Origin of the sequence: Lachnoanaerobaculum sp. OBRC5-5 (assembly GCF_000296385.1) — a bacterium.
Classification (GTDB): Bacteria; Bacillota; Clostridia; order Lachnospirales; family Lachnospiraceae; genus Lachnoanaerobaculum.
On the sequence record NZ_JH815185.1, the window covers coordinates 550,560 to 564,840 of the forward strand.

11 protein-coding genes are annotated in these 14,281 nt (G+C 35.8%); 10 read left to right on the forward strand and 1 reads right to left on the reverse strand.

Annotation, left to right across the window (positions count from 1 at the left end; all coding sequences use genetic code 11):
* Positions 1-143 precede the first annotated feature (143 nt).
* From asd to HMPREF1135_RS02565, 4 genes are all read left to right on the forward strand, one after another.
* Positions 144-1,229: an aspartate-semialdehyde dehydrogenase gene (asd, locus tag HMPREF1135_RS02550; protein WP_007591666.1), complete on the forward strand. Its 1,086-nt coding sequence runs from the start codon at positions 144-146 to the stop codon at positions 1,227-1,229.
* A gap of 179 nt (positions 1,230-1,408) precedes the next feature.
* Positions 1,409-2,473: an aldose epimerase family protein gene (locus tag HMPREF1135_RS02555; protein ID WP_007591668.1), complete on the forward strand. Its 1,065-nt coding sequence runs from the start codon at positions 1,409-1,411 to the stop codon at positions 2,471-2,473.
* Entirely contained in the window at positions 2,473-4,467 is a 1,995-nt protein-coding gene (locus HMPREF1135_RS02560) for a DNA topoisomerase (protein WP_007591669.1), read from the forward strand. Before HMPREF1135_RS02555 ends, HMPREF1135_RS02560 begins: the two co-directional genes overlap by 1 nt.
* 3 nt (positions 4,468-4,470) lie before the next feature.
* The gene (locus HMPREF1135_RS02565) at positions 4,471-5,169 is read left to right on the forward strand and encodes a UDP-N-acetylglucosamine pyrophosphorylase (protein WP_007591671.1); all 699 of its coding nucleotides are present in this window, start codon (positions 4,471-4,473) and stop codon (positions 5,167-5,169) included.
* Between the two features lie 38 nt (positions 5,170-5,207).
* Here HMPREF1135_RS02565 and HMPREF1135_RS02570 read toward each other — a convergent pair whose 3' ends face one another.
* Positions 5,208-6,086, reverse strand: coding sequence for a PHP domain-containing protein (locus HMPREF1135_RS02570; RefSeq protein WP_007591673.1), 879 nt, complete (start codon positions 6,084-6,086; stop codon positions 5,208-5,210).
* Between the two features lie 202 nt (positions 6,087-6,288).
* On the opposite strand from HMPREF1135_RS02570, the gene HMPREF1135_RS02575 reads away from it, so the two are divergent.
* From HMPREF1135_RS02575 to asrC, 6 genes are all read left to right on the forward strand, one after another.
* Complete coding sequence (locus tag HMPREF1135_RS02575; protein ID WP_007591675.1) at positions 6,289-8,127, forward strand: VanW family protein; 1,839 nt, start codon at positions 6,289-6,291, stop codon at positions 8,125-8,127.
* 20 nt (positions 8,128-8,147) lie between these two features.
* Positions 8,148-10,025: a fructose-bisphosphatase class III gene (locus HMPREF1135_RS02580; RefSeq protein ID WP_007591678.1), complete on the forward strand. Its 1,878-nt coding sequence runs from the start codon at positions 8,148-8,150 to the stop codon at positions 10,023-10,025.
* 27 nt (positions 10,026-10,052) lie between these two features.
* Positions 10,053-11,162 (forward strand): acyltransferase family protein, encoded by a 1,110-nt coding sequence (locus HMPREF1135_RS02585; protein WP_007591680.1) that lies wholly within the window; start codon positions 10,053-10,055, stop codon positions 11,160-11,162.
* Between the two features lie 253 nt (positions 11,163-11,415).
* Complete coding sequence (asrA, locus tag HMPREF1135_RS02590; protein WP_007591682.1) at positions 11,416-12,450, forward strand: anaerobic sulfite reductase subunit AsrA; 1,035 nt, start codon at positions 11,416-11,418, stop codon at positions 12,448-12,450.
* Positions 12,440-13,231 carry an anaerobic sulfite reductase subunit AsrB gene (gene asrB, locus HMPREF1135_RS02595; protein ID WP_007591684.1) on the forward strand — a complete coding sequence of 264 codons (792 nt, stop codon included), beginning with the start codon at positions 12,440-12,442 and terminating at the stop codon, positions 13,229-13,231. The genes asrA and asrB overlap by 11 nt, the downstream gene beginning before the upstream one ends.
* A 10-nt stretch (positions 13,232-13,241) precedes the next feature.
* Positions 13,242-14,213, forward strand: coding sequence for a sulfite reductase subunit C (asrC, locus tag HMPREF1135_RS02600; RefSeq protein WP_007591685.1), 972 nt, complete (start codon positions 13,242-13,244; stop codon positions 14,211-14,213).
* Positions 14,214-14,281 lie beyond the last annotated feature (68 nt).

Below are 14,281 nucleotides of genomic sequence, written 5' to 3' on the forward strand. Positions count from 1 at the left end.
CCGTAAGGCGTACAAATGTGCGCCTGATGCGAAAAAATGCTTGCAATATTATTTATTGTGTACTATGATTGCAACCAGTTAAAAATAATAGTCCACAAGATTTATGAACTGTTATTCAAAATAAACAGATATGGAGAGATAATATGGATAAGAAATTAAAAGTTGCTGTCCTCGGTGCAACAGGTATGGTAGGACAGAGATTTTTGTCATTACTTGAAAATCATCCTTGGTATGAAGTTGTAGTTGTAGCAGCCAGCCCAAGCAGTGCAGGAAAAAGATATGAGGATGCTGTAGGAAGCCGTTGGAAAATGACAACTCCTATGCCTGAGGCTTATAAAGACCTTATTGTAATGAATGTAAATGATGTTGATGCGGTTGCTTCACAGGTTGACTTTGTATTCTCGGCTGTGGATATGACAAAGGAAGAGATAAAGGCTATTGAGGAGGCTTATGCAAAGACGGAGACTCCTGTAGTTTCAAACAACTCCGCACATCGTTGGACAAAGGATGTACCTATGGTTGTTCCTGAGATAAATCCTGAGCATTTTACAATTATTGAGTCACAGAAGAAGAGACTCGGAACAAAGAGAGGATTTATTGCGGTAAAGCCTAACTGTTCCATACAAAGCTATGCTCCTGTGCTTAATGCATGGAAAGAGTATGAGCCGTATGAAGTTGTAGTTACAACATATCAAGCTATATCAGGTGCAGGAAAGACTTTCAAGGATTGGCCTGAGATGGTTGAAAACATTATTCCGTTTATCGGCGGTGAGGAAGAAAAGAGTGAGAAAGAGCCTCTCAGAATCTGGGGACATATTGAAGGTGATGAGATTGTTCCTGCAACTTCACCAAAGATTACTTGCCAATGTGTAAGAGTACCGGTACTTAACGGACATACAGCTGCAGTATTTGTAAAGTTTAAGAACAAGGCTTCCAAGGAAGATCTCATAAAGAAACTTGTAGAGTACAAGGGAGAGCCTCAGGAACTTAACCTTCCTTCAGCACCGAAGCAGTTTATACAGTATCTTACAGAAGATAACAGACCACAGGTAAATCTTGATGTTGATTTTGAGAACGGTATGGGTGTTTCAGTGGGTAGACTTAGAGAAGATTCAATGTATGACTATAAGTTTATCGGACTTTCACATAATACTTTAAGAGGTGCTGCAGGCGGTGCACTTCTTTGTGCGGAGTACCTTACAGCAAAGAATTTTATAACAGCAAAATAATTATTAATGAGGCATTTGCATTGCAGATGCCTTTTTAAATTTCATGTATTGAAGCAATTATCATGCTATGGTGATATTTACACTAAGTCTTGCAAGGGAATGGAAAAATTTGTATAATATAGTATAATAGCTGTCACGTAGAGCTGTGATGGCTTTTTCTTTGTAAAGTGAGGAAAAACATGGGTATTAAGACAACTGAATTTGGGAAAACAAAAGACGGTAAGATTGTAAATCTATATACTCTGACAAATAAAAACGGAGTAAGCGCATCTTTTACCGATCTTGGAGGTACTTGGGTAAGTATGATGGTACCTGATAAAGACGGAAAGTTTGAAGATGTATGCCTTGGATATGATACTGTAGCCGGATATGAGAATAATATTCCGCATTTCGGTTCTATTATAGGCAGATATGCGAATCGTATACCGGAAGGAAAGTTTACAATTGACGGCAAGGAATTTCAACTTGCTTTAAATAACGGAAACAATGCACTGCACTCGGGACCTGACTATTGGCATGACAGAATCTGGGAAGTGGGTACATTTGAAGACGAAGACAGAGATATGATAACATTTATGCTTATAAGTCCTGACGGCGATCAGGGTTTTGGCGGAGAAGCAAGGATAAATGTAAGTTATGTCTTGTCTGATGATAATGCACTTACAATAGGATACAGCTTTGTTTGTGATAAAAAAACGGCTGTAAATTTAACAAATCATGCATATTTTAATCTTGCCGGACAGGACAGTAAGAATATATATGATCAGGAGGTTATGATTTTAGCAGACAGCTTCCTGCCATGTGATGAAAACTCCGTACCTACAGGTGAGATAAGAAAAGTTGAAAATACAGCAATGGACTTTAGACAATACAAAAAGATTGGTAAGGAAATCGACTCCGATTATGAATCTGTAGTGCAGGGTAACGGATATGATCATAACTGGATAATCAGAGATTATGACGGTAATCTCAGACTTGCCGCAAAGGCAAAAGATGAAAACAGTAAAAGAGTTATGGAAGTTTATACCGATTTACCGGGTGTACAGTTTTATACAGGTAATTATCTGACAGAAGAAATAGTCGGAAAAAGAGGTGTAACATATCCGAAGAGAAGCGGATATTGTTTTGAAACACAATTTTTCCCTAATGCGATAAATATGCCGGAGTTTATACAGCCGGTAGTAGATGAACTTGAAGAGTTTATCAGTGAAACTGTATATAAGTTCAGTGTAGAAAGAGATTAATGAAGAAACTTTTTATAGCGGAAAAGCCAAGTGTAGCGACCGAGTTTGCAAAGGCTCTGAAAGTACCTACAGGAAGAAAAAACGGATATCTGGAAGGCGATGATATTATAGTTACTTGGTGTGTGGGACATCTTGTAACTATGAGCTACCCTGAAAAGTATGATGAGAGGCTGAAAAGATGGTCACTTGATACTTTGCCTTTTTTACCTAAAGAGTTTAAATATGAGATAATTGACGGTGTAAAAAATCAGTTTACCATAGTTTCGAATCTTTTAAACAGAGAAGATGTTGATACGATATATATTTGTACCGACTCGGGAAGAGAAGGAGAATATATATACAGACTTGTAGATATGATGGCGAATGTGCAGGGAAAGCAAAGAAAAAGGGTGTGGATAGATTCTCAAACCGAAGATGAGATACTAAGAGGTATAAGAGAAGCAAAAGATTGGTCTGAGTATGATAATCTTTCCGCAGCCGCCTTTCTTCGTGCAAAAGAAGATTATCTTATGGGAATCAACTTCTCCAGAATCCTAACCATAAAATACAGCAGAAATGTTGCAAGTTTTTTAAAGCTTGACAGAGCGGTACTCAGTGTTGGAAGAGTAATGACCTGTGTTGTGGGAATGGTGGTAAACAGAGAAAGAGAAATAAGAAACTTTGTAAAGACTCCCTTCTTTAAAGTTTTGGGTAAATTTGAAAATCAGGGAATGAGTATAGACGGAGAGTGGAAGGTAAATGAGAAGTCAAAATACTTTAATTCTCCTATGCTTTACAAGGATAACGGTTTCAGAGAAAAGATATATGCAGAAGAACTTATATCACATATAGAAAAAATTGCCGATGAAAACAATAGGGAAGCAGTTGTACTTTCAAATGAGAAAAAGAAAGAAACAAAAAATCCTCCTTTACTTTTCAATCTGGCAGAGATACAAAATGAATGTTCAAAGAGATTTAAAATAAGTCCTGATGAAACATTAAAAATAATTCAGGAATTGTATGAAAAAAAGCTTGTTACTTATCCGAGAACGGATGCAAGAGTGCTTTCCGGCGCCGTAGCAAAGGAAATAGACAAGAATATAAAGGGACTTTGTAAGTTTTCGACACTTGCGGATTTTGCAAATAATATTCTTGAAAAGGGTACATATAAAAATATTTCAAAAACAAAGTATGTTAATGATAGTCAAATCACCGACCATTATGCTATAATACCTACCGGGTTTGGAAATATGAATTCACTGAGTAAATTGTCATTGTCTGTATATGAACTCATATGCAGAAGATTTCTTAGTATATTTTATCCTCCGGCAATATATCAAAAGTTTGCTATACGCTTCGGTATAGGGGATGAGATATTTGTTGCAAATACAAAAGTATGTGTTGAAAGAGGATTTTTAAATATATTAAGCCCGGTAAAAACAGAGGGTGAAGATGACGAAACCGGTGACGATCAAAATCCGGAGTATATAAAGATGATTTCATCACTTAGAAAGGGTTCAAAGCTTACACTTAACTCTTTGAGTATTAAAGAGGGTGAGACGGTACCTCCAAAGAGATATTCGTCAGGCTCTATTATACTTGCAATGGAGAATGCAGGACAGCTTATAGAGGATGAGGAGCTTAGAAGTCAAATAAAGGGAAGCGGTATAGGTACTTCTGCTACAAGGGCTGATATTTTGAAAAAATTATTTTCGATAAAATATCTGGCTTTAAATAAAAAGACTCAAATAATTACCCCTACACTTTTTGGTGAAATTGTATATGAAGTAGTAAATTGTTCTATTTCACAACTTTTAAATCCGGAGCTGACTGCCAGCTGGGAAAAGGGACTTACGATGGTATCAAACGGTGATATTACATCTGAAGAATATATGACAAAGCTTGAAAGATTTGTAGGTATTCGATGTCTTAATGTGAAGCAACTTAATAACCAATATAGTTTAAATGCCGTATTTGAAGAGGTTTCAAAAGAATATAAGGGCATGAAAGGATAGAAAATGAAAAAAATCGATGTAAAAACAAAAAAACTTTTTGATTTGGAAGAAACTATAGCAAAGTCTCTCTTCGAAAAATACACATATCCTTGGGAAGTATTTAAAGAACTTGGAAGTTTTATAGAAGAAATCGGTGCTACATTACCTGATACGGAGTATTTAAAAATCGGAAAGAATATCTGGGTTCATCGTTCGGTAAAGATAATGCCTACAATTGCGCTTGCAGGTCCGCTTATTATCGGAAAAGATGCAAGTATTCGTTCATGTGCATTCTTCAGAGGTAATGTAATTATAGGTGAAGGTGCAGTGGCAGGAAACTCTTGTGAGTTTAAGAATGCTATACTTTTTAACAAGGCACAGGTACCTCATTTCAGCTATGTTGGAGATTCTATCATCGGTTATAAAGCGCATCTCGGAGCTTCCGCAATTACATCAAATCTTAAGAGTGATAAGTCCGATGTTGTACTTCATTTAGAGGATGCGGAGCTTGAGACAGGACTCAGAAAGCTTGGAGCTATAGTAGGTGATGAAGCTGAAGTAGGTTGTGGATCGATTTTGAATCCGGGAACCGTTATAGGAAAGAACACCACAATATATCCGCTTTCAAGTGTAAGAGGTTGTATCGGTAAGTCATCTATTTATAAGAGTGCTGACGATATTGTAACAAAGGCAAAGAAAAAGCCGGCAGCTGTAAAATTATAAAATTTATGCGTATGGGTTTTCCCATACGCATTTTTTATCTAGTCGGATTTGGTTTTTAATATATTCTCTAAAAATTCAAACGGAATCTTTAAATCACCGTATCCTTTACCTATTTCAAGTCCCGGCTTGTTTTCTCCATGAAAATCACTGCCTCCTGTAGGAAAAAGCTTGTATTTATCCGCCAATAAACGGAGGTTTTCAATATCTGAAGCCGAGTGAGTGGAATGATATACCTCTATACCGTTTAATCCAAGTTCAATCAAATGTAATATAAGAGCATTCAAATCCTCATCGGAGAATTTGTACTGAAAAGGATGTGCAAGTGAAATAAAGAAATTATGTTTTTTTAAAAAATCCATACATCTTATTGTCGTGATATTCTTAACCGGTATATATTTACTGCCATATTCAAGATATTTATCAAAAGCCTCGGCCTTATTTTTTACAAGTCCAAGTTTTATAAGAGCATTTGCAAAATGTGATCTTGTTATCTGGGCATTCGGATTTGAGTTGTTCAAATCATTTTCGGAAATAATTATACCGTCATTTTTAAATCTCCTGATTATTTCAGCGTTTCTTTCAGCCCTTTCTTTTGCAAAAAAACTCAAATCCTCAAATATTTCTTTTGGAATATTCAGTTCTCTCTTAGAAATTGAAGAAGGCAGCAGATAACCCAGAATATGTATTTCTTTATCTTTATATACACAGCTCATTTCAACTCCGGCTATTACGGATAAATCAAGTTCCAATCCTTTTTTAAAACATTCTTCCACACCTGCCATAGTGTCATGATCCGTAAGTGCAATAAGGCTAAGAGAAGCTTTCTTTGCCGATATGGCAACCTCTGCGGGAGAGCATGTACCGTCTGAAGCAGTAGAATGTGTATGAAGGTCTATATATTTAAAATTTTCTTTCATATAATCACCTTAAAAAAATACTTTTTACATATATTAAATATTTGCATAAATAAGTCTAGCACAATAAATTTTGTAAAGCAAATATTGATAAGTAATTTTAATTGTTTTAAAATCATATTATTGGTATAATTTAATCCCAAGGTATGTTTTTATCAAAAATAGCATAAGGGCATTTTATTAATTGATCTTATAAGGAATTGAAATGTTAAATAAACAAAACAGCAGTAAAAAAACAGGCTCGGAGAGAGTAAGAGAAGCAAGAAAGAGATCGCAAAAAAGGGGCTTTACGGCAGATATAAATATGAGAGCGGTAGCTGTTCTTGTTGCGGCATTTATTATACTGGTATTGATTGCCATATCGGGATTACAAAAAGTCGGAAAGTTTTTGAAGTCATCAAAAGTTGACGGTACTGAGGTGACTACTGAAATTGCAGATGAAAAATTAAAAAAACAGATAACTATTGATGAGATAGATATTACCGGAATGAAAATGTCGGAGGCAAAAGCGGCTATAGACAAAGTATATCCGTGGAAATTAACTTTACATATCGGTGATGATTTAAGTGACAGTATGGTACTTGACAATGTTTTGGATACAAAGGTAACAAAACTTTTAAATGAGATATATGCTGATGTTGACAATGCCGCATCACATTATGAGATAAACTTTGATGATGCCGACATAGATTCAATGGTGGAAAAAGCAAAGGAAAAATGGAATATAAACCCTGTAAACGGGTCTATATCGGGATTTAACAAGGAAACAAAGAGTTTTACATATGCTGATGAAAGTGACGGATATCTAATTGATGAAGGCAGACTTAAGTCGGACCTTAATTCATATGTGAGTCGTAAGAATTTTGAGGCTGATATTTCCGTTGTAAGAAATGAAGTGAAGGCAAGTATTTCGGCTGCAAAAGCAAAGGAGATGTACAAGGTAATTGGTACATTTACTACAAAGACTACAGATAATAAGGACAGAAATACAAATATTTCACTTGCATCCGAAGCGCTTGACGGACTTATAATAAAGCCCGGAGAGGAATTTTCTTTCAACAACACTACAGGTAACAGAACGCTTGAGAGAGGATATAAGCCTGCAGGAGCCTATGTAAACGGTGTTTTATCTGAAGAGCCGGGTGGCGGTGTATGTCAGGTTTCATCAACTCTTTACAATGCGGTTATTTTCTCAGGCTTAAAAACAACCGAGAGGCATGCACATTCATTTGAGCCAAGTTATGTAACTCCGGGTGAAGATGCTATGGTAAGCTATGACGGATATGCAGGTCCGGATATGAAATTCATAAATACATCCGACACCGCTATTGCTATTCGAGCGGTACTTACCGGACAGACACTTACATGTTCAATTATAGGAATTCCTATTTTGGAAGAAGGTGTTACCGTTGAAATGTCGTCAAAGAAAATATCAGATTTAAATCCTCCGGTTCCTGAGTATATTGAAGATAAGAGTTTGAAAAAGGGAAAACAGGTTGTAGTAACCGAGGCTAAAAAAGGCTCAAGATGGGCGACTACATATATTGTGAAAAAAGACGGTGTGTTGGTAAAGGAAGAGCCTTTCCACAATTCAACATATAAGGGAAAACCTGCCAAAATAAAGGTGAACTCCGATAGTGAGGAAACCACCGCTTCAAAGAGTAATGAAAGTAGCGTATCAAGTACTGAAAGTACATCAAGTGCTCATGTAAGTCAAAGTACAAGCACAGCTACAACTCAGGCTGAAAGCACTCAAGAAAAGACTGCAGAGAGTACAACAAAGAAAAAGGATTCAGGAAGTAGTGAAAGCACCGTAGAAAAGTTAAGTACCGAAGAAAAGTCTACTAAGGTAAAGGAAACCAAGGAGAGTGCTAAGCCTGCGGAGACTTCGGCTAAGCCTAAAGAAAGCACTAAAGCGAAGGAAAGTACCAAAGCAAAAGAAAGTACAAAGGCGAAGGAAACCACCGCCGAACCTACTGTTGAGAAGCTTACTACAACTGAGGTCACAAAACCTGAAGAGACTGTGGAGAAACTGGAGAATTAATATAATACGGGGGATAATTTATGAATAGGGACAAGGAAAATGTAAAGTATTTAAAACTTCTGAAACAAAATTATTCGTCAAGTCAGGCGGTTATAAGAGAGATTATAAATCTGTCTGCAATAACAAATCTGCCTAAGGGTACAGAGTTCTTTTTAAGTGATATACATGGCGAATATGAAGCTTTTTTGCATATAATGAATAATTGCTCCGGAGTAATAAAAGAAAAAGTCGATATTATATTCGGAGAAACATTGTCCGAGTTTGACAGGCAGGAGCTGTGTACTCTCATATATTATCCAAGAGAGAAAATGACTATGCTTGCAGAAATTGACAGGATAGATAATGACTGGTATTCGATGACACTGAATTATCTTATAATGCTTGCAAAGTTATTATCATCCAAATATACAAGATCAAAAGTGAGAAAGGCTTTGCCTGAAGATTATGCATATATCATTGATGAGCTTTTGCATGCACAAAAAAATGAAGACACAAATAAAGTAAGCTATCACAGACATATATTGCAGACCATTATAGATCTTGATGATGCCGATGAATTTATAATTGCACTTTCTGCACTTATAAAAAGGCTTGCAGTCGATCATCTCCATATAGTAGGTGATATCTTTGACAGAGGCGGCAATGCGGACAAGATAATAGACTTACTTATGAATTATCATTCTCTTGATATTGAGTGGGGAAATCATGATATTCTTTGGATGGGAGCCGCATGTGGAAATGATGCATGTATTTGTAATGTTATCAGAAATAACTTAAAGTATGGAAATGTAGAAATTCTTGAGAACGCTTACGGTATCAGCTTAAGACATCTTATGCTTTTCGGAATGTCAAAGTACGGTATTGAAGACGGAATACAGGCCGCACTTGCCGCAATAAAAGTGATACTCTTTAAGCTGGAAGGTCAGCTTATAAAAAGGCATCCTGAATACGGTATGGATGACAGACTGCTTTTAGAGCATATAGATCTTGATGAAGGATATGTAACTGTTGACGGAGTGAAGACAAAACTGAAAACGAATATATTCCCGACATTAAATAGGGAAAATCCTTATGAACTTACTGCCGAGGAAAATGAAATCATGCTGAAGCTGCATAGAAGTTTTGTATCAGGTCAGAGATTAAATAAACATATAAAGTTTTTATATGATAAAGGCGGTATGTACAATGTTTATAACAGGAATCTTATATATCACGGTTGTGTTCCTGTGGATGAAAACGGAATATTTGATATGCTTTGTATAAACGGCAAATGCTATCATGGAAAAGCATTGTTTGATATATGTGATGAAAAAGCCAGAGCAGCCTACATTGACAATCCGAGTCATGATGATGTTGATTTTATGTGGTTTTTATGGGGTGGTGAGAAATCGCCTTTATGCGGTAGAAAAGTAAAGACTTTTGAGCGAGATTATACTGAAGATAAGAGTTTTTGGAAGGAAAAATCAAATCCATATTACAGCAAGTACTATGATGAAAGCTTTTGTATTCAGATTTTACACGAGTTCGGTCTTTATGATACGCACTCACATATTATAAACGGACATACACCTGTTCATGCGATTGACGGTGAACATCCTGTACGTGCAAATGAAAGACTGTTTGTAATAGACGGAGGATTTTGCCGCTCTATGAATAAAACTACGGGAATTGCAGGATATACTTTGATATTTAATTCCCACGGGCTGAGACTGAAAGCGCATACACCTTTTACTTCGGTAGAAGATGCCCTGATAAACAATACCGACATTAAATCGGAATCGGAAATAGTTGAAAAGGATGTATATCGAATGTTTGTAAAAGATACGGATATAGGTAAGAAATTACTTGAGGATATTGCCGATTTAAAAATGTTATTGGATAATTACAGGAAATTGTAAATAAATTTAACGGAAAGATGGTGAGATATGAGTTCTGATACGGGTAATCACAGAAAAAGGAATTACAGCCTTGATATATTTAAAGGTGTGTTGATTTTTCTTGTGGTATTCGGACATTTTCTTTTGCCTGTAAAGAAAAGAGAATATACGATTTTTAATAAACTTTTTTTCTTCATTTACAGTTTTCATATGCCTGCATTTATATTTTTATCCGGATATCTTTATTATGATTCATGGAAAAGGAGGGGAACTAAATTAAAATCTGTTATTCCTCTTATAATGTTATTTTTAATGATGAAGATATTATTGCATATAAGTGATATGTTATTCTATGGAGACAGGAATATAATTCCCGATTTTTTACATGAATCATCTACACCTTGGTATATCTCGGCGCTTATTTTTTTCAGATTGTCACTATATCCTTTGGAGTTGTTTTTGAAGCTGAATAAGAAAAAAACAAGTCAAGTCAAAAGAGAACAATTTAATTCTGATGCTGTTACAATATATGTAACGGTATTGATAATATTTTTTACATTTTTTTCAATGCTTAATATGAATTGGCAGGTGAAAATAGATGATTTTTTATCTTTAGACAGGGTAGTATCTTTTGCTCCATATTTTTATATAGGTGTATTGTATAAAAAATATTCATCTGTAAGTAAGACTTCAATTTTTGAAGAAATAAATATACGTCTCTTTGCAATGGGAGCTTTTTGTGTATTGGTTTTTTTTGTTTTCTTTAAATATGTCAGATTTTATACTTTGATTTTTTATGGACATTGGGGATATCGCATAGCTGAAGGAAATATATTGCCTATATTTAAAGGTGTATTAAATCCGCTTAGAATTATATATATGCCGTATGCCTTGAGTACTTCTTATTTTATATTTGTATTAACATCATTAAAGAAGAATTTCTTGACAAATATATTCAAAAGATTCGGTGTATACAGTTTGCCGATATTTGCATTTCACAGAATTATAAGAGATGCCTTTTCACATTTGGTACTTGATAATTTTATATGGCCCGTATTTGGTAAAACAACTATATTGATTATACTTTTGACAATCTCTTTTTTGACATGTCTGATATTAGGTAATGATAAGGCAAACAGATTTTGCAGATTTAAATAATATAAGGCTCATACTTATTGAAAATCATTTTCAGAGTATGAGCCTTTTTGTATGTAAAAATATGCAATAATTCATGCAAATCATTGTAGTATAGGAATTGATATTTTCAAAGTTCGTGTTATAATTTCTTGTATACAGTGATAAAGATTTATCAATATGTATTGAAGTTTGGCTATGAATCGGTATTAAAAGTTTAAATATAATTAAGCTTTACTATGTCGATGAAGATAGTGTAGTAAATAAAGGAGAAAGTATGGGGAAAAGGGGTTATATATTTTTACCCGGTGGATTCAATAAAGTAATTGAGGAATTATCAAAAAGCTACCGTATTTATGCACCTGTGCTCAAGGTGGGAGAAGGAAGATTTACAGATACCGACGTAGTAAGATATGATTTTGTAAAAGAGGCTTCAGAGATCGAGCTTGATAAAAAATCCGATTATTCATTTAAGGAGATTTTGACACCTCTGTCACAGACATTGTTTTTCTTTACGGAAAATGATGTAAAGGAGTCTGAAATAGATGAGAGAGAGGTTTTGGTCTTTTTAAGAAGCTGTGATCTTAATGCTTTAAAAAGGCTTGATCAGATATATCTTCACAATGGAAGAGAAGAAGATTATTTTTACGCCCGAATCAGAGATAAAGTAAAATTTGTTCTTATAGGTTGTGCTCATTCATATGAGGACTGTTTCTGTGTGGATATGGGTACAAATCGTGCAGATGATTTGGATTACAGTTTTTCAGTGGATTATATAGACAATCAGTTTCATTGTCAGTTAAAAGATAGTGTTCTTGAAGAGATATTTACAAATAACGCCTTAAAAGAGCAGGATATTATTCCAAGATTTGTAACTGAAAATGAAACAAGAGTAAAGTTGCCCGACAGCGTACCTCTTTCAATATTTACATCCGATATGTGGGAGGAATATAACACAAGATGTATAGGATGCGGAAGATGTAACTATGTGTGTCCTACATGTACCTGTTACACAATGCAGGATGTTTATTATACAGATAACGGTAAAGTCGGAGAAAGAAGAAGAGTCAATGCTTCATGTATGGTAGACGGATATACAAATGTTGCAGGCGGTGGAGAATACAGGAAGAAGCATGGTGAGCGTATGAGATTTAAAACCATGCATAAGATATATGATTTTAAAAAGAGATTCGGCTACAATATGTGTGTAGGATGCGGAAGATGTGATACCGTATGTCCTGAGTATATTTCATTCTCAAATATTATTAACAAAGTAACAGCTAAAGTAGAGGAGGTGCAAAATGAGAACTAATCCTTATATTCCTTTTCCGTCAAAGATTTTAGATGTTATTAAACATACAGAGAAAGAATACACATTCAGGCTTGAGTTTAAAGGTGATGTAAAGCCGGGACAGTTCTTTGAAGTTTCAATTCCAAAATTCGGTGAGGCACCTATTTCCGTAAGCGGAATAACGGAGAACAGTATCGATTTGACTATCCGTAAGGTGGGAAGAGTTACTGATGAGGTGTTTGAAAATTACATAGGTGATACTTTGCTTCTCAGAGGGCCGTACGGTAACGGATTTGATGTTGATAAATATATTAACGGAGAATGTGTGGTTGTAGCCGGAGGTACCGGAGTTTCTCCTGTGCGCGGAGTTATCAATGCACTTGGTGAAAGTAAAGATTCAAAGGATAAACATGTAATACTCGGATTCAGAAGCCCTGATGATATGCTGTTTAGAGACGATATTATCAGATGGGAATCTCAAATGGATCTTATTTTAACAATGGATAAGGAAGCACAAGGCTACACCGGAAATGTCGGTCTTGTAACAAAGTTTATTCCTGAGCTTAAGCTTAAGGATATTGAAACCGCACAGGCTGTGGTAGTCGGACCTCCTGCGATGATGAAGTTTTCCGTAATAGAACTTTTAAAGCTTGGCTTTAAGGAGGAGAACATCTGGGTTTCATATGAGAGAAAGATGTGCTGCGGTATCGGTAAATGCGGACATTGTAAGGTTAATGATACTTATATTTGTCTTGACGGACCGGTATTTAACTATGTTGACAGTAAGGCTTTGATTGATTAGTGAGGTAAAGATGGATATAAATGTAAAAAAGCTTAAAAAAAATGCCTTTCGTGTTTCTAAGGTACGCGGTGAGACAGCTTCCAGAATAAGAATGCCGGGCGGATATATCGATGCGGAGAGTTTAAAGAGAATTGCAGAAGTTGCGGATAAGTACGGAAACGGAAGCATTTTTCTTACAAATCGACAGGGTGTTGAGATTCCGGGTATCAAAATATCGGATATGGATGCCGTAAATAAAGAAATACAGCTTATTATCGATAATGAAGGAACAAATCAGGAAAAGAGAGATACGGGATATGCGGCTTCAGGAACAAGAAATGTAGTTGCCTGTCCGGGTAAAAGACTTTGTCCTTATGGAAATTATGATACTACAGAGTTTGCAAGAAAAATGGAAAAGCAGATTTTCCCTAATAATCTGCATTTCAAGGTGGCATTTACAGGTTGTTCAAACGATTGCGCCAAGGTTCGTATGAATGATTTCGGCATTATGGGTATGACTGAGCCGCAGTATGACCCCGACCGATGTGTTACCTGTGAGGCGTGTGTAAAGGGATGTAAGTCTAAAAGTGTGGATGCCCTTAAGGTTGTTAACGGTAAGATAGTAAGAAACACGGAAAAATGTATCGGATGCGGTGTATGTATTACAGTCTGCCCTACAAGAGCATGGACAAGAAGTAAGGAGAAGTACTACAGACTGGTTTTACTTGGCAGAACCGGAAAAAAGAATCCGAGAATGGCCGAGGACTTTATCAAATGGGTGGATGAAGACAGTATTCTTAAAATTGTGAAAAATGCATATTCATATGTTGAAAAATACATCGATCCGAATGCACCTGACGGTAAAGAGCATGTCGGATATATAGTTGACAGAACCGGTTTTGAAGAGTTTTATAAATGGATTATGGAAGACGTTACTCTCGGACCTAAGGCGGAAGTTGCGAAGACAATGTATTGGGGTGGTAAGCACTACGACCATGAATAATAGGCCTGAAAATAAGATATTGAAGGTTTTATTGTTTTAAAACGGAAACAAAAGTTATTGTACTAAGA